This is a genomic window from Limnobaculum xujianqingii (assembly GCF_013394855.1).
GTDB lineage: Bacteria > Pseudomonadota > Gammaproteobacteria > Enterobacterales > Enterobacteriaceae > Limnobaculum > Limnobaculum xujianqingii.
In genome coordinates this window covers 1,198,016-1,218,640 of the sequence record NZ_JABMLK010000001.1, presented here as the reverse complement: position 1 = coordinate 1,218,640, position 20,625 = coordinate 1,198,016, and the positions used below count along the sequence as shown (strand labels likewise).

General features: G+C 45.5%; 14 protein-coding genes. 6 read left to right on the top strand and 8 right to left on the bottom strand.

Going from position 1 to position 20,625, the window contains the following annotated elements:
- Window positions 1-200: 200 nt before the first annotated feature.
- The 3 genes from hcr to GOL65_RS05610 form a co-directional block, all read right to left on the bottom strand.
- Entirely contained in the window at window positions 201-1,208 is a 1,008-nt protein-coding gene (hcr, locus tag GOL65_RS05620) for an NADH oxidoreductase (RefSeq protein WP_140919237.1), read from the bottom strand.
- Between the two features lie 61 nt (window positions 1,209-1,269).
- Window positions 1,270-2,919, bottom strand: a complete 1,650-nt coding sequence (hcp, locus tag GOL65_RS05615; protein ID WP_140919236.1) for a hydroxylamine reductase — start codon at window positions 2,917-2,919, stop codon at window positions 1,270-1,272.
- 400 nt (window positions 2,920-3,319) lie between these two features.
- Window positions 3,320-4,222, bottom strand: a complete 903-nt coding sequence (locus GOL65_RS05610) for a lysine exporter LysO family protein (RefSeq protein ID WP_140919235.1) — start codon at window positions 4,220-4,222, stop codon at window positions 3,320-3,322.
- Between the two features lie 244 nt (window positions 4,223-4,466).
- Here GOL65_RS05610 and GOL65_RS05605 point away from each other — a divergent pair, with 244 nt between their 5' ends.
- The 3 genes from GOL65_RS05605 to clpA all read left to right on the top strand — a co-directional run bounded on the left by GOL65_RS05605 (window position 4,467) and on the right by clpA (window position 9,204).
- Complete coding sequence (locus GOL65_RS05605) at window positions 4,467-6,137, top strand: ATP-dependent nuclease (RefSeq protein ID WP_140919234.1); 1,671 nt, start codon at window positions 4,467-4,469, stop codon at window positions 6,135-6,137.
- A 435-nt stretch (window positions 6,138-6,572) separates the two neighbouring features.
- Window positions 6,573-6,896, top strand: coding sequence for an ATP-dependent Clp protease adapter ClpS (gene clpS, locus GOL65_RS05600; protein ID WP_108901932.1), 324 nt, complete (start codon window positions 6,573-6,575; stop codon window positions 6,894-6,896).
- Between the two features lie 25 nt (window positions 6,897-6,921).
- On the top strand, window positions 6,922-9,204 hold the full coding sequence (clpA, locus tag GOL65_RS05595; RefSeq protein ID WP_179038185.1) for an ATP-dependent Clp protease ATP-binding subunit ClpA: 2,283 nt from the start codon (window positions 6,922-6,924) through the stop codon (window positions 9,202-9,204).
- A gap of 95 nt (window positions 9,205-9,299) precedes the next feature.
- Here clpA and infA read toward each other — a convergent pair whose 3' ends face one another.
- Both infA and aat read right to left on the bottom strand, forming a co-directional pair.
- Window positions 9,300-9,518 (bottom strand): translation initiation factor IF-1, encoded by a 219-nt coding sequence (gene infA, locus GOL65_RS05590; protein ID WP_029093554.1) that lies wholly within the window; start codon window positions 9,516-9,518, stop codon window positions 9,300-9,302.
- Window positions 9,519-9,658: 140 nt separating this feature from the next.
- Window positions 9,659-10,351, bottom strand: coding sequence for a leucyl/phenylalanyl-tRNA--protein transferase (gene aat / locus GOL65_RS05585; RefSeq protein WP_140919232.1), 693 nt, complete (start codon window positions 10,349-10,351; stop codon window positions 9,659-9,661).
- Between the two features lie 239 nt (window positions 10,352-10,590).
- Here aat and GOL65_RS05580 point away from each other — a divergent pair, with 239 nt between their 5' ends.
- Window positions 10,591-11,310, top strand: coding sequence for a phosphodiester glycosidase family protein (locus GOL65_RS05580; protein WP_140919231.1), 720 nt, complete (start codon window positions 10,591-10,593; stop codon window positions 11,308-11,310).
- Window positions 11,311-11,351: 41 nt separating this feature from the next.
- Here the strand turns inward: GOL65_RS05580 and cydC are convergent, their stop codons facing one another.
- The 3 genes from cydC to trxB form a co-directional block, all read right to left on the bottom strand.
- On the bottom strand, window positions 11,352-13,067 hold the full coding sequence (gene cydC / locus GOL65_RS05575) for a heme ABC transporter ATP-binding protein/permease CydC (protein ID WP_140919230.1): 1,716 nt from the start codon (window positions 13,065-13,067) through the stop codon (window positions 11,352-11,354).
- A gap of 2 nt (window positions 13,068-13,069) precedes the next feature.
- Window positions 13,070-14,839: a heme ABC transporter permease/ATP-binding protein CydD gene (cydD, locus tag GOL65_RS05570; protein ID WP_140919436.1), complete on the bottom strand. Its 1,770-nt coding sequence runs from the start codon at window positions 14,837-14,839 to the stop codon at window positions 13,070-13,072.
- Between the two features lie 131 nt (window positions 14,840-14,970).
- Window positions 14,971-15,930, bottom strand: coding sequence for a thioredoxin-disulfide reductase (gene trxB, locus GOL65_RS05565; RefSeq protein ID WP_140919229.1), 960 nt, complete (start codon window positions 15,928-15,930; stop codon window positions 14,971-14,973).
- 579 nt (window positions 15,931-16,509) lie between these two features.
- Between trxB and lrp the strand changes: the two genes are divergently transcribed.
- Together lrp and GOL65_RS05555 are read left to right on the top strand one after the other, a co-directional pair.
- The gene (lrp, locus tag GOL65_RS05560) at window positions 16,510-17,004 is read left to right on the top strand and encodes a leucine-responsive transcriptional regulator Lrp (RefSeq protein ID WP_047781371.1); all 495 of its coding nucleotides are present in this window, start codon (window positions 16,510-16,512) and stop codon (window positions 17,002-17,004) included.
- Between the two features lie 128 nt (window positions 17,005-17,132).
- The gene (locus GOL65_RS05555; RefSeq protein WP_140919228.1) at window positions 17,133-20,621 is read left to right on the top strand and encodes a DNA translocase FtsK 4TM domain-containing protein; all 3,489 of its coding nucleotides are present in this window, start codon (window positions 17,133-17,135) and stop codon (window positions 20,619-20,621) included.
- Window positions 20,622-20,625 lie beyond the last annotated feature (4 nt).

Below are 20,625 nucleotides of genomic sequence, written 5' to 3'. Positions count from 1 at the left end.
AGGTTAATAAATTGTTATCTGTTGTGAAGGGTAGCATAAGAAACAAGAAATAGTTAGGTTTTCAGGGGAATAGCAAAAATTCAGTGATGATGTTGTGTTACAGAAAGGGTATTGAAGTTGAATCGCCAGTCAGAAGCTAAAGTATTAAATACTCTGTGCTCTGACCGGCTTATAGGGGAGATTATTTGTATTCTGAAATATCAGGCTACTTCAATATCTCCGGTTAACTGACAGCTACAGGCCAAAACATAACCTTGGGCGATTTCATCTTCAGTCAGGCTCATTTGGCTGGTGGTGGTGTAATTACCTTTGACGATTAGGGTTTTGCATGAACCGCATACTCCGGAACGACAGGCGGCAATAACCGGTACTTTATTTTGTTCCAGTGCGTATAGCAGGGTTGTTCCTACTGGCGCAGTGAACTGTTGGTTAGTGCGAACCACAGAAATATTTAACATTGGTTCATCGCCAGTAATACACTCAGCAGCAGTATGAAACTGTTCTTTATGAAAACACTGATTGTTGACTCCTAACGCATAGCTGATAGCTTCTACCTGTTCCATATACACCGCAGGGCCACAGGTCATGACAGTACGGGTAGTAATATCACTGACCTTTTCAGCAACTAGCTCCTGAGATATTCGACCAGACAAATAGCCCTCATCCGCCTGATGTTCAGCCATTAGATGCAGAGTAAGTTGATTCGGATAACGTTGAACTAACTGCTGCCACTCCTGAGCAAATATCACATCTGCCGGAGTTCGCACATTATAAAAAACAATCAAGTCGCTTTCCGGTTGATTAGCCAATAGCCAACGGGTCATTGACATAATTGGCGTCACGCCGCAGCCGCCAGCCAGCATCAAATAACGTTTATCAGCCACTTTAGCGCAGGTAAATTCCCCCTGAGCATCGGAAAGCCACAGGGCATTGCCGGGTTTGACTTCCTGAGTTAACCAGCCAGAACCTTCACCGCCGGGTAATGTGCGTACCGTTAAGGTAACGAATCGGCTTAATCCGGGAGATGAGGAGAGAGTATAGGCTCTGAGAGTGCTATCACTATTGCGAATACTGACCAGCGCATACTGGCCGGGAAGGTAAGGGTAGAAGTCCTGCGCGATGAGTTCCAGCGTCCAGACATCAGCAGTTTCCTGCCGGATACTGTGTACCTGCATAGCATTAGGACAGAGAGTTGTTGGCATTGTCATACGGTAAACTCGGTTTATAAGGTGGAGGTGAGAAGATTCACCTCCACAGGATGATGACTAATCAGGCAGCCAAAATTTCGTTGATATCTTGTTCTACGGTGGTAATAGAACGCATACCAAAATTCTCTTTCAGTACGTTTAACAAGTTATCCGTCAGGAAGCCTGGGGCCGTTGGACCGGTGTAGATATCTTTAACGCCCAGAGCCAATAAGGTCAGTAAGATAACGATAGCTTTCTGTTCAAACCATGAAAGCACCAGTGTCAGCGGTAGGTCATTGACGCTACATCCCAGTTTTTCGGACAGCTTAACTGCCAGCATAATGGCAGAGTAAGCATCGTTACATTGACCGACATCCAGTAAACGCGGTAATCCTTCCAGCGTACCAAAGTCCAGTTTGTTAAAGCGATATTTACCACAGGCCAGCGTCATAATCAGACAGTCTTGTGGAACGCTACGGGCAAAGTCGGTGTAATAACTACGTTCACCACGGCTACCATCACAACCACCAACCAGGAAAACATGATGCAGTTTTTTCTGTGAAACTAAATCAATCACGGTATCTGCGGCATTGAGCAGGGTTTGGCGACCAAAACCAACAGTGATTAAATGCTCGATTTCGCTATAAGGGAAACCCACCAGTGATTGAGCCTGTTTAATGATGGCACTGAAGTCATCACCTTCAAGATGTTTTGCGCCCGGCCAGCCAACAATGCTGCGGGTCCAGATACGGTCGATGTAGTTACCCGGGTTAGGGTCAATAATGCAGTTTGAGGTCATAACGATAGGGCCTGGGAATTTGGCAAATTCAGTTTGCTGATTTTGCCAGCCGCTACCGTAGTTACCCACCAGATGCTTATATTTACGCAGCTCAGGATAACCATGAGCAGGGAGCATTTCGCCGTGGGTATAGATATTAATACCGGTGCCTTCAGTTTGTTGTAATAGCATTTGCAGGTCTTTCAGGTCGTGGCCTGAAATCAGGATTGCTTTACCAGCAACCGGCTTAACGTTAACTGATGTTGGCGTTGGGTCGCCATAGATACTGGTTTCACCATGGTCAAGGATTGCCATGATTTTGAAATTCATTTTGCCAATGTTCATGGCGTTATCCAGTAAGGTAGCCATGTCTGTTGGATTAGTGCCTAACCATGCCATCAATTGATGATATTCGGCATAAATCTCATCGTCATACTCACCGAGAACCAGTGCATGTTCCATGTAGGCTGCAGCACCTTTCAAACCATACAGGCACAACATGCGTAAGCCATGAATATCATCACCAATTTCAGCTTTATCTTTATTCAGTGCAAATTCAGTAGCCTGCTGCAAAATAGCTGGCAGAGTAGCCGCTAATTGCAGGCTTGCCATTGGGTGATCCAGTTGCAGGTTGCTATCAATTACGCGGCAACGGTTAGCCAGCGATTCACGCAAGATAATGGCATCGCGGGCGTAGCCAATAATGCGATCAGATTCAAAGTTGACGTTAGTTAAGGTAGAGAAGAAGGCTTTTGGTGCAAACGCATCAACATGATGGTCGATAATACCTAAATCCCGAGCTTTTACTGCCCATGCTGACAAGCCTTCCAACACGGCTACCAGCAAATCTTGCAGGTCAGATACTTCAGCTGTTTTTCCACACATGCCTTGTGCATAAGAGCAGCCATTGCCGGCAGGGGTGCGGATCGTTTGTTCACATTGTACGCAGTACATAATCATGACACCTTTATAAGTTGTATTTTGAATTCATGTTTATCATAGGATGAAGTGTGTAAGTTAAAAAGGTATTTTAAATGCAACTTTAGGTGTTGTTGATTTAAATCAAAAAATATTGAGTCTGGGAGCTATTTCGTCCACTAATAGCGCAGTGTAAAGATATGCAGTTGTGCAGGTGGCCGAGCAGGAGGCGCTAGGGCGAGCGCCTCCTGCTCCTCCGCGCCTTCGCACCCGAATTCAGGTCGCTACGCGACTGCCTTCCTCCTTCATTCGGGCTTACGCACCGGCAGTGCTTCGCCAAACATCCATGTTTGGCGTGCTACCCTCTCTCAGTCGTCAGCTGAATTCCAGTGCTCCTAAAGGTCAAGGGCTAAGAATTAAGAGATTAAGGGCAAGTTTAGGGAGCTGCAAAAAACGCCATCAACACCGGTGCCAGTAAACTAAGAATAAATCCGTGTACGATTGCAGGAGGGATCATTTCAACGCCGCCGCTGCGTTGCAGTACCGGGAGGGTGAAATCCATGGAGGTTGCGCCACAAACGCCAAGGGCAGCGGAAGGACTGGAGCGTACCAGAGTAGGGATCAACATAATGGCCACCAGTTCTCTGGCAAGGTCATTGAAGAAAGCGGCGCTGCCGAGTACCGGGCCGAGAGAGTCGGTGAGTAAAATACCCGACAGGGAATACCAACCATAAGCCGAGGAGATAGCCAGCCCATTCTTTATTGGTAAACCAAGAAGTAAAGCTGCCAACGCACCACCAGCCAACGCGCTAACAGTGACTACCAAAGCAATCACCATGCCTCGTTTATTCAGCGTGATCTCTTTTAGCGTCATGCCGCTGTTTCTGAGCTGAATACCCACCAACAGTAATAGAAATATCAGAGCAAATTCACTGGCTTGAGACGCATAGGTGAACCAACTCCACTGGCTCAACCCTAACAAAAAACCGAGTACAACTACACCACAGAGCTGTAATGACTCCAGTGCCATATGCAAACGAGAGGGGAGTTTTTCCTGCCGGTGATTATTCTTCCAGGGCCATTGTTTATCTAACAACTTTAAGGCCAGTACGTTGGCGGCAAAAATACAGACAAAAAATACGCTGGCGTACAAAAATATCATCTGCAAGTTAGCACTCAGATTATCGAGAAATGCCAGACTGATACCCATAAAAAATAGAATGACATACACCATCGCGCTTAACAGACGATTAATGCGCCGTAACAGAGGCAGATTTTTAACTGGTATCAGATAACCGATAACCAGAGGCAGCAAAATAATGATTAGACCTGAGTACATAGTTTATTGGCCGTAAGCCATCTGATTTTATTTGGTTTTTAGATAATGAATTTATACGCTAACTAAAAGTGTGGGGGGAGTAAAGTGCCATTTACACCAGAATTAAAGAATGAATCATTGCTATTCAGTCAGTTATTTTCATCGAGTTAATAGTTTTTGGCGTTAGCTAACATATAATTATCTTGTTACTCAGTAAATTATAGGTAAGACAAAACACTTTCTGCCGCTGGCTAAGAGAGATGATATGTATTTAGAGCGCGTTGAAATAGTAGGATTCAGAGGCATTAATCGCCTGTCGCTGACGTTGAATGAAAACGTAGTGTTAATCGGTGAAAATGCCTGGGGTAAGTCAAGCCTGCTGGATGCATTAACGCTGCTCTTTTCTCCCGGTAGCGATCTTTACTCTTTTAAACTGCAAGATTTTCATTATCCGATGGGGAATGAATCATCCCGTCAGGACCATTTACATATGGTTCTTACCTTTCATGCCCGGGAAGTGGATTCCCCGGATATGCCTAAATTTCGCAAACTCTCTCCATTATGGGTAAAAGGCAGTGATGGTCTATCCCGTATTCTTTATCGCCTGGAAGGAGAGGTTCAGAAAGAGGGGAATGTCATCACTAATCGCTCTTTTCTGGATGTGGCTGGTCACGCCATGGAGCTGGAGCATATCGATGAGTTAGCCCGGGAAATTGTTCGCCTGCATCCGGTATTGCGATTGCGGGATGCTCGCTTTGGCCGACGTTTTCGCCAGGAAACCGCACAATTACAAGAGCAGGAAAATGAAGCTCTGAGCCAGGAATTAGCCCGACTGGCGGAAGAGTTAGAGTGTAATCCTCAAAAGTTAAGCAATAAAGATTTGAAGCAGGGATTACAGGCGATTCATGCTTTGCTTAAACACTATTTTATTGCGCTGAATGCCAAAGAAAGTAGCGAAAATATCCGCTATAAGGATGAGAAGTACCGTCATAATACCCAACTGTGGCAATCATTAAACTATCTGAATCAACTTATTTCTGAACCCGAAAGTCGCAATATGCGCATGATTTTATTGGGGGTATTTTCCACCCTGATTCAAGCCAGAGGCACTGAGAATCTGGATGCTAAAGCAGTCCCTTTATTGTTGATTGAAGATCCGGAAAGTCGATTACATCCGATTATGTTATCTGCCGCCTGGGGACTGCTCAGTAACCTTCCTCTGCAAAAGATTACTACCACCAATTCCGGAGATTTGCTTTCTTTGGTACCTCTGGAAAGCGTTTATCGTTTGGTGCGTCAATCCAATCGGGTTGCTGCCTTTAGAATTGAATCGGGCGAACTAAACATTCAGGAACGCAGACGTATTTCGTTTCATATTCGTTTAAACCGGGCTTCTTCACTATTTGCCCGTAGCTGGCTGTTAGTGGAAGGGGAAACCGAGGTTTGGTTATTGACTGAACTGGCACGTCAATGCGGGTATCACTTTGAAACAGAAGGTATTAAGGTGATTGAGTTCGCCCAAAGTGGCCTGCGGCCATTATTGAAATATGCCAGCAAGATGGGAATTGAGTGGCACGTACTGGTAGATGGTGACGATGCAGGTAAAAAATATGCCGACACGGTTCGCTCATTTATCAATGGCGGTGGAGACAGCGATCGGGAACGTCTGACACAATTACCGGCGCTGGATATGGAAAATTTCATGTTCAAAGAAGGGTTTAGCAACGTTTATTATGAAGCGGCAGGTATTCCTTCTAATGTTCATATGCCAATGCGTAAAATTATCAGCAAAGCAATTCAACACAGTTCCAAACCTGATTTGGCTATTGAAGTGGCTGAACGAGCGGGGCAGATGGGAACAGAAAGTATTCCTCCGCTACTAAAGCGTATGTTTTCTCGTATCTTATGGTTAGCTCGGGGTCGAGCTGGTAACTGAGTTTTTTATATTACTTTAACGGTCTGAATGCGTTATGAATGGTGAATATTTCAGCGTTCAGACTGTAATTTTGTATCCAAATGTTATTTTGTGTGACTTTCCTTTTTTACTTTCATCCCCATATATCCTCTGATAACGAACTTTTTATTAGTTTAACTGGTCAAAAAATTTTGATTATCATGCGATAAAAAGTCATTATTCAGTAAAAGCAGTAACGGAAAATCTGTGTACTGCCTGACGGTATATCCATAGATATATTCTTGCTCTGAAAGTCAGAGCTATCTCAGATAGCGGTTATTGGGTCGGTAAATGCCGGCACTACCGGCAAAGTCAGGGGTGATTTCACGTATAATCACCATTCTTTTATTAACTCAGGCAAACTATCTGACAGATATCCCATCAGGGTAAGTACCAGAGTAAAACGGCATGTTGGAAATGAATAATTTACGCGATTGGCTAAGCTTGGAAGAGCTGGCTGACTCAGAATTAGATGAGAAGCTGAAACAACCACCTCCGATGTATCAGGTTATACTGAATAATGATGACTATACACCGATGGAATTTGTGGTGGAGGTGTTACAGAAATTCTTCTCCTATGACATTGAACGGGCAACACAATTGATGTTAGTCGTTCATTATCAAGGTAAGGCAACGTGTGGAGTCTTTACTGCAGAGATTGCAGAAACGAAGGTAACGCAAATTAATCGCTACGCGCGAGAGAATGAGCATCCATTGTTGTGTACGTTAGAAAAAGCCTGAAAAGGTCATTTATGTGGAGGTGCCCATGCTTAATCAAGAACTGGAACTCAGTCTCAACATGGCGTTTGCTACAGCCAGGGAACAGCGTCATGAATACCTGACCGTCGAACATCTGTTGCTGGCGTTATTGAGCAATCCGGCAGCGAGAGAGGCACTTGAAGCCTGTCAGGTAGATATTGTCGCGTTACATCATGAACTCGAGTCATTTATTGGACAAAATACCCCTCATTTACCTGAAGGCAGTCCTGAATCTGAAACTCAGCCAACTCTGAGCTTTCAGCGGGTGCTGCAACGGGCGGTATTCCATGTTCAGTCATCTGGCAGAACCGAAGTCAGCGGCGCTAATGTGCTGGTGGCTATTTTTAGCGAGCAGGAATCTCACGCGGCCTATTTACTGCGTAAACATGATGTCAGCCGTCTGGATATTGTGAACTTTATTTCTCACGGTACCCGTAAAGATGGTTCACAGGATGACATCGGGCCACAAGGCTCTATCCCCAGTGAAGATGAACAAACCAGCGCAGAAGACCGCATGGACAACTTTACTTCTAATCTGAACCAATTGGCTCAGAACGGCAGTATCGATCCATTGATTGGTCGGGAACTGGAACTGGAACGTACTATTCAGGTTTTATGCCGTCGTCGTAAAAACAACCCGTTATTAGTTGGTGAATCTGGCGTTGGTAAAACCGCTATTGCCGAGGGGCTGGCATGGCGAATTGTTCAGGGTGATGTTCCTGAAGCGGTAGCGGATTGCACCGTATACTCTCTGGATATCGGTTCATTGCTGGCTGGTACTAAATACCGCGGTGATTTTGAAAAACGTTTCAAAGCGCTTCTGAAGCAGCTTGAAGCGGATAAAAACAGTATTCTGTTTATTGATGAGATCCACACCATTATTGGTGCCGGTGCAGCGTCGGGTGGTCAGGTTGATGTAGCTAACCTGATTAAACCCATGCTTTCTAATGGGCGCATTCGGGTAATGGGTTCAACCACCTATCAGGAATTCAGCAATATCTTTGAAAAAGACCGTGCTCTGGCTCGTCGTTTCCAAAAAATCGATATTACGGAACCTACCGCAGAAGAAACGGTACAAATTCTTACCGGTTTGAAACCGAAGTATGAAAAGCATCACGACGTACGCTATACCGCGAAAGCGATTCGTGCAGCAGTTGAACTGTCGGTGAAATATATTAACGACCGTCATCTGCCGGATAAAGCCATTGACGTGATCGATGAGGCAGGGGCTTATTGCCGATTAATGCCTGCCAGCAAACGTAAGAAAACGGTGAATGTCAGCGATATCGAAACCATCGTTGCCCGCATTGCTCGTATTCCGGAAAAAACTGTTTCGGCTAACGATCGTACCATATTGAAAACCTTAGCTGAACGCATGGGAATGATGATTTTTGGTCAGGATAAGGCGATTAACGCTTTAACCGAAGCCATCAAAATGAGCCGTGCAGGATTAGGGGATGAGCGCAAGCCAGTAGGTTCGTTCTTGTTTGCTGGCCCAACCGGTGTGGGTAAAACCGAAGTTACCGTACAGCTGGCAAAAGCGCTGGGCGTTGAGCTACTGCGTTTTGATATGTCCGAATACATGGAGCGCCATACCGTCAGCCGTTTGATTGGTGCGCCTCCTGGCTATGTAGGATTTGATCAAGGTGGCTTACTTACCGATGCGGTGATTAAACACCCTCATTCAGTTCTGCTACTGGATGAAATTGAAAAGGCACATCCGGATGTGTTTAACCTGTTATTGCAAGTGATGGATAACGGTACTTTGACGGATAACAATGGCCGTAAAGCCGATTTCCGTAATGTGATCATGGTGATGACGACTAACGCAGGGGTTCAGGAAACTCAGCGAGAATCCATTGGCTTTAAACGTCAGGATAATCGTACCGATGCAATGGGTGAAATCAAACGTCTGTTTACGCCAGAGTTCCGTAACCGGCTAGACGGTATCATTTGGTTTAACCATCTGTCTGAAGAAGTGATTCAACTGGTTGTAGACAAGTTTATTGTAGAACTGCAGGCACAGCTGGATGCCAAAGGTATTTCTCTGGAAGTCAGTCAGGATGCTCGTCATTGGTTAGCTGAAAAAGGCTATGACAAAGCGATGGGGGCCCGTCCAATGGCCAGAGCTATTCAGGAACATTTGAAGAAACCACTAACTAACGAACTATTATTTGGTTCTTTAGTGAACGGTGGTTCAGTCAGTGTAACGCTGGATACTCAGGCAAATAACCTGGCTTATCGGTTTGAGAAAATGAAAAAACCGAAAATTGAGAAGGCCGTTCAGTAATCCATTCACCGTAAATAAAACGCCCTTGCCAACAGGTAAGGGCGCAGGAGATTAACTCCAACGGGTTCCGCAAGATGAATGCGGAGTACCGTTTATTAACGGCTACGGAAGATGATGCGGCCTTTGCTCAGGTCGTACGGGGTCAGTTCGACAGTGACTTTGTCACCCGTCAGAATGCGGATATAGTTTTTACGCATCTTACCGGAGATATGGGCTGTAACCACGTGACCATTTTCCAGTTCAACGCGGAACATTGTGTTAGGCAACGTATCTAAGATCGTGCCTTGCATTTCAATATTGTCTTCTTTGGCCATCGAATCCTCTAGGTGTAACTACCTTAGTTTTTAACCGGCAAGATAATGCCGAAAAACAAGCAAAGTGTAAAGGACAGAGTGTAAAGAAAAGCAGGTTAAGCTGCTTTATTTTCACTCTGTTGGCTCATCATATGATGGTTTCAACGCAAATATTGAGGAGCCCAACAGGCCGGAGAGAGTAGCTGTTGCCGTAATTTGTATAAAAATTGTAAATAATCTGAGCGAGGGATCTCGGTCGCTCCCAATGACTCAGTATGGGGATTTAAAATCTGACAGTCGATTAATTTACCACCATGGTGGATAAAATGCTGACAGAATACGTATAAAGCCAGTTTGGAAGCGTTAGTCTGTCGACTGAACATCGACTCACCACAAAATAGCGAACCTTGTTCAACGCCGTACAACCCTCCCACCAGCTCCTGCTGATCCCATACTTCAACAGAATGTGCTACTCCCTGTAAGTAAAGCTGAATGTAAGAACGTTGGATAGACGGGTCGATCCAGGTTCCTTCATCTCGCTCATCTGCACAGGCTTCAATCACCTGATGAAACGCGGTATTTATCGTTACACTCAGGGATGTCTTATTAATAAATTTCGTCATACTGCGACTAACATGCAACTGTTCTGGTATCAGAATAGCCCGAGGATCAGGTGACCACCATAATATTGGATCGTCAGGACTGAACCAGGGAAAAATACCATTATGATAAGCATTCAGTAGCCTTTCCGGAGAAAGATCGCCACCCAGTGCCAGTAAACCATTAGGATCTTCCAGAGCATAGTCTACCGGTGGAAAATCGATTGAATCTGGCGACAGCTGAATCAGCGGCATAATAGCGTATAACCTATCAAAATTATCTCTCAGGATAATTATCAGACAAATAACAACGGCCGCTAGTTTAGCAGAAATGGACCAGAGATAGGATAAATAGATTGCTGAACGGGAAGAATGACCAATTTTAACATTACACAGCCATTGTATAATGTCAGCCAGCAACAGGTTATTGCGCATAATGCAGCGATATAGCGTTATAGAATTGAGATGCGAAGCACTGGAACCGAGGTTATTTGATGCGATTGCAACATAAATTAGTTCAACTGTTGATGGCTGGGATGTTATTAGTCGTTACTCAGGTTGTCAAAGCTGACTCGGATTCGGTGATGTCGACCTATACGCCGGATCTGAAGGCGGAAACCATCCGTATGTATTGGCTTAAAGACGATGGCTCGCCGTATAAAACTATCAATAGCCTACTGGATACGCAGGGAAAGAGCCGGCAGATACGCATGGTGATTAATGGTGGGATTTACAGCAAAAGCTATCAGCCAGAAGGGCTCTACATTGAGCAGGGAAAGGTGCTGAATAAGCTGAATCGTCAGAAGGGGAAAGGTAATTTCTTTATTCGTCCGGGCGGTGTTTTCTCTGTGCGTAATGGTGTTGCACGTATTGATACTCTGGATAAATTTCGCTTAACACCGGTAGCTGATTTTGCCGTGCAGTCTGGCCCGCTATTGATTAACAAAGGTGTGGTGAATAATAAATTTAGCAATTCTTCAGAATCCCGAAAGATTCGACATGGTGTTGGAATTACGGACCAAGGGAAAGTAGTGTTTTTACTCAGCAATCAGGCAATGAATTTTTATGATTTTACTCTCTATGCCCGTGACCAGCTAAAGATCAAGGATTTACTCTACCTGGACGGTAGCATTTCTAAAATGTATACCCCTGAATCCCCAGTGTATTATCAACATTATCCTTATGTAACCATGATTACGGTTGAGGCAAAATGATTCCCCGGCTGGTAGCGCCGGGGATCGAGATGGGGATTAGATTAGCGCTGGTGGAAACGGTAGTACTGGCCTTGCTGTTCTAACAGCGTTTGATGTGTTCCCTGTTCAATAATTTGACCGGCATCCATCACATAGATTCGATTCATCCTTTCCAGTCCTGACAGACGATGGGTTATCAGAACAACGCTCTTATGCTGACAGTGTTCTTTTAGCAGCGTCAAAATTTGATGTTCGGTATTGGCATCCAGCCCTTCGGTAGGTTCATCCAACAGTATTAGCGGAGCTTTATGCAACAGCGCTCTGGCCAAACCAATACGGCGTTGTTCACCGCCAGAAATTTGTCGACCACCTTCACCTATCCACGCATTGAGCCCGTCCTGTTCCAGTAAAGCATTCAATCCCACTTTGTTCAGGGCCGACGTGAGTTGCTCATCGCTGGCATCTGGGGCGGCCAATAATAAATTGTCGCGTAACATAGCGCTAAAGATATGAACACGTTGGGTAACGACTACCATCATTTCCCGTAGCGTGGCCTCATCATAGTCGGTCAGAGGGCGACCGTTAAGCTGGATAGCACCTTGTTGTGGGTCCCAGGCGCGAGTCAATAGCTGTAGCAGGGTGGATTTGCCACAGCCGGTACGGCCCAGTAGCGCAATATGTTCGCCAGATTGCAGATTCAATGAAATGTTCTTTATCGCCGGGAACGGCTGCTTTTCATAAGTGAAGCTTACATTGTCCAGTGACAACGCGGCTTGATCGGTAAAAGCCACCTGCTGATGTGGGAAGGTGACTTCCGGTTTTTGCTCAATTAACTGATTAACACGTTCAGCAGAAGCCATTACCTGACCTAAATGCTGGAAGGCTCCGGCAACGGGAGCCAGTGCTTCAAAGGCAGCCAGAGAAATAAACACAAACAGGGCGATTAGTGCACCGGGTTGAGGATTATCACCAATACCGTCTGCCGCCATCCAGAGAATAAGAACAAATGTTAATCCGGATGCCACAATCATCAAAGATTGAGATGAACCAGCTAATGAGGCCTGCTGTTTCTGACGTTCTAACCAGCGAAGCTCAATTACATCCAGTTTTTGGCGAAAGGCAGTCAGGGCACCAAAAATAACCAACTCAGACTGCCCCTGTAGCCATGAAGTGAGTTGTCCCCGATAGTCACTACGTAATGCGGTTAAATCGGCTCCAATAGGCTTACCGGCCCGATAAAAGATCGCCGGAATAGTAAACAGCAATACCAGCATGATTAAGCCAAGAGTAAATGCCAGAGAGACATCCAGCCAGCTCAAACCAAATGTCACCACTATAATAACCACAATGGCGCTGACCAGAGGAGAGATAAGCCGTAGATAGAGGTGGTCCAGTGTTTCTACATCAGCTACCAGTCTGTTAAGCAATTCAGCCTGACGGAAACGGGCAATACCGGCAGGAGACAGAGGCATTAGCTTTTTAAACGTAAAGGTTCGCAGGTGAGCCAGAACACGGAAAGTCGCATCGTGGCTGACTAAACGCTCTGCGTAACGACCTGCAGTGCGGAAAATTGCAGAACCACGTACTCCGGCAGCCGGTAACATATAGTTAAACAGAATACCGGCAATACCAGCCAATGCAGATGCAGCCAGAAACCAGCCCGACAGGGTTAACAGACCAATACTGGCTAAAATAGTGACAATAGCCAGTACGATGCCTAAAGAGAGGCGAAACCAATGGCGGCGATACAGAGCTAAAAATGGTAATAACGTTTTCATTTTTAGACCTCCGCATTTCGGTTAGACATCAATGTAGCAAATGCCCCACCTGATTGATTGAGCGTCATAAAATCTCCCCGTTCAATGATTTCGCCCTTATCCATCACCCAAATCTGGTCGTAACCCTCAAGATCTTCGAGACGATGAGTAACTAACAGAGTGGCCTGGTGGGATGAAGCTTCATTTAAGGCACTCATCACCAAACGCTCACTGTTGGCATCGAGACTGGCAGTAGGCTCATCCAACAGTAATAAGTGACAGGGTGATAATAATGCACGTGCAACAGCAACTCGCTGGGCCTGACCTACTGATAATCTGGCCGCATGATCACCAATTACGGTATCCAGTCTATCGGGAAGCTGTGTCACAAATTCATCAATATAGGCTCGCTGGATTGCCAGCTTTAGTGCTTCATCAGATGCCTGAGGATTGGACAATAATATATTGCCACGTAGCGTTTGTTCCGGCAGATGAGGGTTTTGTCCCACCCAACTGAGATTGGCTCGCCATGAGGCAGGGCGCAGGGTGTTCAGCTCAATATCATTGATGGTAATTGAACCCTGATAGGGTAAAAAACCTAACAACAAATTAAGCAGAGAGCTTTTACCCGCACCGCTGTGACCAACAATGGCGATACGCTGGTTGGGCGTTAAGATAAAATTAAGTGGACCAGCCAGACTTTTTCCCTGAGGCGAAAGAATATACAGGTCAGTTGCCTTGATGGTGATCTGGTCACATTCAGTTAAATCTTGAGTACCTTCACCATTAGACTGTGTTGATTCCGACTGTAAGAAAGTTTGTAGTGATTCCGCTGCGCCGATAGCCTGCGCTTTAGCATGGTAATAGGTTCCCAGATCTCGCAGTGGCTGGAAGAATTCCGGTGCCAGAATTAATACCAGGAATCCGGCAAATAGCGTAACGGGTAGACCATATGAGCCAAAATTAAGTTCTCCTAAATAAGAAAAACCAAAATAGACGGCGGCAACAGCAATGGAAACGGAAGCAAAAAACTCTAAAACGGCAGAAGAGAGGAAGGCTAGCTTCAATACATCCATGGTGCGGGAACGAAAGTTTTCTGAAGCCTGAGCGATTTGCTCGGTTTCTGCGTCAGCCCGATGGAATAATCTCAATGTTTCCAGACCTTTTAAGCGGTCAAGAAAGTTACCACTTAAGCGAGCCAGTGCAATGAAGTTACGCCGGTTGGCATCTGCGGCTCCCATCCCAACCAATGCCATAAACATAGGAATCAGCGGGGCGGTAGTAAGCAAAATCAGACCGGCGGTCCAGTTAATGGGGAATACGGCGGCCAGAATTAATAGTGGAATAATTACGGCTAACATCATTTGAGGTTGATAACGGGAATAGAAATCCTGCATATCTTCAATTTGTTCAAGGATCATTGTCGCCCAGCTACCTGCGGGCTTGCCCTGAATCCAGGCAGGGCCTAGTTGTTCAAGACGATTTAATACCTGATGGCGAATGTGCTGGCGTATAGCTGCGCCATACATAAAACCAACCCGTTCGCGAAACCAGGCCAGTATCGCACGCAGCACAATGGTAACAACGATCAACAGGAAATAGCTGAATAGCTCGTTGCGCGGGATATTCTCGATAATCAGAGAGTGCAGCAGGGTTGCCAGTAACCAGGCCTGCGCAATAATTAACAATCCGCTGAGTAGTCCTAACAGGGTAGATATCCGTAACCAGCGCTGAGCCAGAATACCCTGAGACTTTAACCAACGTGTTAACTCACGTTGCCGTACCTTATTCATATTAGACATAAAATGTACTGGTTCTGATAACTAAAGTTGGGCCTAGGATACCATTAGTATCCATGAAACAAGAAGGCGGCCATAAGCCGCCTTGATATGTTGTGTCACACTTTCAGATCGCACAATAGCTATTAATTGTTATTTAGCGTCTCAAGGTAGCGTTCTGCATCCAGTGCTGCCATACAGCCACTACCCGCAGAAGTGATGGCTTGACGATAGATATCATCGGCTACATCACCTGCCGCAAACACGCCTGGAATACTGGTTTGAGTCGCATTCCCATGACTGCCTGACTGCACTTTCAGATAACCATCTTTCAGTTCCAGTTGGCCAGCAAATACCTCGGTATTTGGACGATGACCAATGGCGATGAATACTCCTGTCAGAGTCAACTCTTCGGTGACGTGAGTTTTGACATCTTTCAGACGAACGCCAGTCACCCCCATATCGTCACCCAGTACTTCATCAAGGGTTCTGTCGGTGTGCAGAATAATGTTGCCGTGACGAACTTTTTCCATCAACCGATCAATCAGAATTTTTTCTGCTCTGAAACTGTCTCTGCGATGAATCAGATGAACTTCCGCAGCGATATTGGAGAGGTATAGCGCCTCTTCAACAGCAGTATTACCACCACCGACAACGGCAACTTTCTGGTTGCGGTAGAAGAAACCATCACAAGTTGCACAGGCGGAAACACCGCGTCCTTTAAATGCTTCTTCTGAAGGCAAGCCCAAATATTGGGCAGAAGCGCCAGTAGCAAGGATTAATGCATCACAGGTGTACTCTTCACTGTCGCCAAACAGACGAAAAGGTCGGGTTTGTAAATCAACACGGTTAATATGATCGATAATGACTTCAGTATTAAACTTCAGTGCATGTTCACGCATACGCTCCATCAATGCCGGGCCGGTTAAGCCTTCAGCATCACCAGGCCAGTTCTCAACATCCGTTGTTGTGGTTAATTGTCCACCCTGTTCAATACCGGTAATGAGTACAGGGCTAAGGTTTGCTCGTGCACCATAGACGGCAGCGGTATAACCTGCAGGACCAGAACCTAGAATAAGTAATTTACAATGTTTGGCCATGGCCATAATTCCTCTGTAGACGTGAGGTAGGAAGATACATGTGATTGTAAGGAAAATAGCGCATTAAAAAAAGTTATTAGCTACATTGTTACTAATCGCTGTGATAGCTTTTATCTATCAAAAATTGGTTTTTAGATTTAAAATGAAGCTTAAATGGATTTTTATAGAGAATTGTGCTTTTTTTTACTCATTTGCTTTGACAATAAGGTAGCTATTTGCGAAAACATTATTCTGTGATTACGCTGGTAATTATATTAATAAAGCAACTGTGCATAGATAAATTGGCAAGATGATAGATACATACTCTTTATTTATATAGATTGACCGCATAATACGATATGTTCAAATGCTAGTTTAGCGTAGAATTGTGGAACTTCGCGGATCACAATAGTGGTATGTTTTAGGTTGTTAGATTTAGTTAACCCAGTTGATGTCATGCTTCGTTATTGCGCGAAAACGATAACGAGAAACTGCCCGGTGGCAGATTTACCTGGTAACTACAAGATTGGCCTGAACGGAGGCGCCAGATATCTTTTGGATAGATAATGGTGTATCAGAAACAAGGAAGATATTGAGAGAAAAAAAATGGTAGACAATAAAAAACGCCCTAGCAAAGATCTTGATCGCATTGACCGTAACATTTTGAATGAATTACAACTGGATGGTCGCATTTCCAACGTTGAACTGTCAAAACGCGTTGGCTTATCTCCAACACCATGTCTGGAGCGCGTACGTCGTCTGGAAAGACAAAAATTCATTCAAGGGTATACGGCGTTATTAAATCCACATTATCTGGACGCATCGCTGTTGGTGTTTGTTGAAATTACCTTAAACCGTGGCGCGGCAGACGTATTTGAACAGTTCAATACCGCTGTGCAAAAACTGGAAGAGATTCAGGAGTGTCATCTGGTATCTGGTGACTTTGACTACCTTCTGAAAACTCGTGTATCAGATATGTCTGCATACAGAAAATTATTAGGTGAGACGCTGCTGCGTTTACCGGGTGTAAACGATACGCGTACTTATGTGGTAATGGAAGAAGTCAAACAAAGTAACCACTTAGTTATCAAAACACGATAATTCATCGTTGCAGGTGCAAAATCTGCTAACTTCCGTTACACTCCTGTGTATTCATACAGTTTCAGCGCTGGGTATTCCTGGCGCTGCCGTTCTATTACTCGGTACTACGGTAACCTGGAGAGCCTTTCTTGAGCCAGGAATATATAGAAGATAAAGAGCCTAAGTTGAAGAAGTTAAGTAGCCGCCAGCGGCTTTTTGAAGCTGGTTTATTATTGGTGGTTATTTTTTCCATTTACCTTATGGCGGCGTTAATTAGTTTTAATCCTGCCGATCCTAGCTGGTCACAAACAGCCTGGCATGAACCTATTCATAATATAGGTGGTGAAACCGGAGCCTGGCTGGCAGATACCCTGTTATTTGTTTTTGGGGTGCTGGCTTATGCCGTACCACCAATGATCGTTTTTCAATGCTGGATGCTGTATCGCCATGAGCGTGAGCAGAAAGCCGTTGATCTATTCTCTTTTTCATTACGCTTTATCGGGCTGCTAGCGCTGATTTTTTCATCATGCGGTCTGTCGGCTATCAGCATTGATGACTGGTACTATTTTGCTTCCGGCGGTGTGATTGGTAGTCTGATTAATAGTGCCTTATTGCCTCATTTTAACAGCGTAGGTTCTACATTAATTCTGCTAAGCGTATGGGCCGTAGGGCTAACGCTGTTCACCGGTTGGTCGTGGTTAACCATTGCGGAAAAAATTGGTGCCTTTGTTATGGGCATCCTGACTTTTGCCTCGAATAAAACGCGCAAAGAGCGTGAGGTTGATGATTACGATCGGGATGACGTTAGTGACAGAGTTGTAACTTCAACGGTTGGTGCTTCTTCTTTTGCCGCCGCAGCCACTGACGATGTTCTGTTTACCGCACCGAGTGTAAATGCGGACGATGAGTTAACTCAGGCGAATGACGACGCAGAAATAAACGAACTGCAACAAGAATTAATCTTTAATACAGCAATGGACGATCTGCCTGAGCCGCAAGAATCTCCGGAGCCGCCACTATTTGGTGCCGCTGAAGATCTTGTAACTGACAGGGGGAATCACTGGAACAATACACCTGTTCAAAATGAGCCTGAAATTACCGCTGAACCGACAATTTCTACGTCAGAACAGCCTGCAATCTCTTTTGGTCCGGCAACCTATACTTTCAGTAATTCTGAACTACAGACAGTTACAGTTAATCCGTCTGAAACTCAGCGTAGCGAGTTTACCAATCCTTATTCTCCAATTAATCCACCGGTTGTTGTTGATACATTACCAGATGAACCAACAGAACCTTTGGTACCGGGACATTTCAGTACAGTTGAACAAGATAATGCATCCACAAATACCGATTCATTATCGAATGCTATCACCTTTGATGCCGCTGCTGCTGCCGGGGCGACAACGGTAGCAACAACAACGGCTTCATCTGCACCAGCAATTACTTTTACTCCTGTAGCGGGTAGCCAACCTCAGGTTAAGCAAGGTGTTGGTCCGGAGTTCCCTCGTCCTAATCCGGTTCGTATTCCTACTCGCCGTGAGCTGGCCTCCTATGGGATTAAACTGCCATCGCAACGTGAAGCCGAACAGCGTGAACGCGATCGCCTTAATCGCAATAAGCCAATGGCAAATGATTTCACTATTAGTGAAGATGATGAAGATGCGGTGGAACAAGAAGCACTGAGAAGGGCGTTTGAAGAAGAACAACGCCAACGCTACGGTGAACGTTATCAGGATGATGATAACGACGGGGATATAGAAGATAACCCTCTGTACGGTATTTCTGCCCGTGATGATATTGATGATGAAGTGCCTGACGATCGCCCGGTTGAACCATTATTTACTTTGCCTTCTCAAGTTGGTGATGTGGAACGCACTGATGATGTTTCTTTGGGTAATATCAATGAGGTTACTCAGTCCATTACTTCGTCCTATGGTTATCAACAACCGGTTGAACGTCCGGTAGCTCCAGTGCCACAGGCACCAGTTACACCGTCAGGTTATACACAGGCATCACATGGCGTTAATGTAACATCACAACCGTCATCGCCTTTCCAACCGGTAGCGCCTAAAGAAGAGCCACAACCGACTCAGCCTTCAATGGATGGCTTAATTCACCCATTCCTGATGCGTAATGAGCGACCGTTAGAGAAACCGACTACACCTCTGCCATCTCTTGATTTGCTGGCATCACCACCGCTAAATCAGGATCCGGTAGATGTGGAAGCGTTAGAAGAGACAGCACGCTTATTGGAGCGTCGTCTGGCCGATTTCCGTGTTAAAGCGCATGTAGTTGATATTTTACCCGGTCCGGTAATTACCCGTTTTGAATTGGATTTGGCTCCGGGTGTGAAAGCGTCCCGAATTTCCAGTTTAGCGCGAGATTTAGCGCGTTCGCTGTCGGTAACTGCGGTACGTGTGGTTGAGGTTATTCCAGGTAAGCCTTATGTTGGTCTGGAATTGCCAAACGAACGCCGTCAGACAGTTTATATGCGTGAAGTGCTGGATTCCCCAGAATTTATGAATACTCCTTCTCCACTTACCGTGGTGTTAGGTAAAGATATTTCTGGTCAGCCAGTGGTTGCCGATCTGGCCAAGATGCCTCACTTACTGGTGGCTGGTACTACCGGTTCGGGTAAATCGGTTGGTGTGAACGCCATGATTCTGAGCATGTTGTATAAAGCTAAGCCAGAAGACGTTCGCTTTATTATGATTGACCCAAAAATGCTGGAGTTATCAGTTTATGAGGGAATTCCTCACCTGTTAACCGAAGTGGTTACCGATATGAAAGACGCCGCCAATGCCCTTCGCTGGTGTGTTGGCGAGATGGAACGTCGCTATAAGTTGATGTCTGCTCTTGGGGTCAGAAACCTGGCAGGGTACAACGAAAGAGTTGAAGAAGCTGAACGCCTGGGTCGTCCAATACCGGATCCATTCTGGAAACCAAGCGAAAGCATGGATGTATCACCACCGATGCTGGAAAAACTGCCTTATATAGTGGTGCTGGTTGATGAATTTGCCGATCTGATGATGGCGGTAGGTAAAAAAGTTGAAGAGCTGATAGCGCGTCTGGCTCAGAAAGCGCGGGCCGCCGGTATTCACTTAGTGTTGGCAACCCAACGTCCATCGGTGGATGTGATAACCGGTCTGATTAAGGCTAATATTCCAACCCGTATGGCGTTTACCGTATCAAGCAAAATTGACTCGCGTACTATTCTCGATCAGGGCGGAGCCGAATCCTTATTAGGTATGGGTGATATGCTTTATTTACCGCCAAACTCTTCGATGCCGGTGCGTGTTCATGGAGCCTTCGTACGCGATCAGGAAGTTCATGCGGTGGTTCAGGACTGGAAAGCACGTGGTCGCCCACAGTATATTGATAGCATTACTGCAACCTCTGAAGAGGGCGAAGGTGGATTTGGACTGGAAGCTGATGAAGAGCTTGATCCGCTGTTCGATCAGGCGGTGGCTTTTGTGGTTGAAAAGAAAAAACCATCTATATCCGGAATTCAGCGTCAGTTCCGCATTGGCTATAACCGTGCTGCACGCATTATTGATCAAATGGAAGCTCAGGGTATTGTGAGTCCTCCGGGGCATAATGGTAACCGAGAGGTTTTAGCGCGCGGTCAGTTTGATTAATTTA

What these genes read in the sequence shown, in the direction of transcription:
- hcr (WP_140919237.1), bottom strand. Translation starts at nt 1,208, where the DNA reads ATGACAATGCCAACAACTCTCTGTCCTAATGCTATGCAGGTACACAGT.
- hcp (WP_140919236.1), bottom strand. Translation starts at nt 2,919, where the DNA reads ATGTACTGCGTACAATGTGAACAAACGATCCGCACCCCTGCCGGCAAT.
- GOL65_RS05610 (WP_140919235.1), bottom strand. Translation starts at nt 4,222, where the DNA reads ATGTACTCAGGTCTAATCATTATTTTGCTGCCTCTGGTTATCGGTTAT.
- GOL65_RS05605 (WP_140919234.1), top strand. Translation starts at nt 4,467, where the DNA reads ATGTATTTAGAGCGCGTTGAAATAGTAGGATTCAGAGGCATTAATCGC.
- clpS (WP_108901932.1), top strand. Translation starts at nt 6,573, where the DNA reads ATGAATAATTTACGCGATTGGCTAAGCTTGGAAGAGCTGGCTGACTCA.
- clpA (WP_179038185.1), top strand. Translation starts at nt 6,922, where the DNA reads ATGCTTAATCAAGAACTGGAACTCAGTCTCAACATGGCGTTTGCTACA.
- infA (WP_029093554.1), bottom strand. Translation starts at nt 9,518, where the DNA reads ATGGCCAAAGAAGACAATATTGAAATGCAAGGCACGATCTTAGATACG.
- aat (WP_140919232.1), bottom strand. Translation starts at nt 10,351, where the DNA reads ATGCCGCTGATTCAGCTGTCGCCAGATTCAATCGATTTTCCACCGGTA.
- GOL65_RS05580 (WP_140919231.1), top strand. Translation starts at nt 10,591, where the DNA reads ATGCGATTGCAACATAAATTAGTTCAACTGTTGATGGCTGGGATGTTA.
- cydC (WP_140919230.1), bottom strand. Translation starts at nt 13,067, where the DNA reads ATGAAAACGTTATTACCATTTTTAGCTCTGTATCGCCGCCATTGGTTT.
- cydD (WP_140919436.1), bottom strand. Translation starts at nt 14,839, where the DNA reads ATGAATAAGGTACGGCAACGTGAGTTAACACGTTGGTTAAAGTCTCAG.
- trxB (WP_140919229.1), bottom strand. Translation starts at nt 15,930, where the DNA reads ATGGCCATGGCCAAACATTGTAAATTACTTATTCTAGGTTCTGGTCCT.
- lrp (WP_047781371.1), top strand. Translation starts at nt 16,510, where the DNA reads ATGGTAGACAATAAAAAACGCCCTAGCAAAGATCTTGATCGCATTGAC.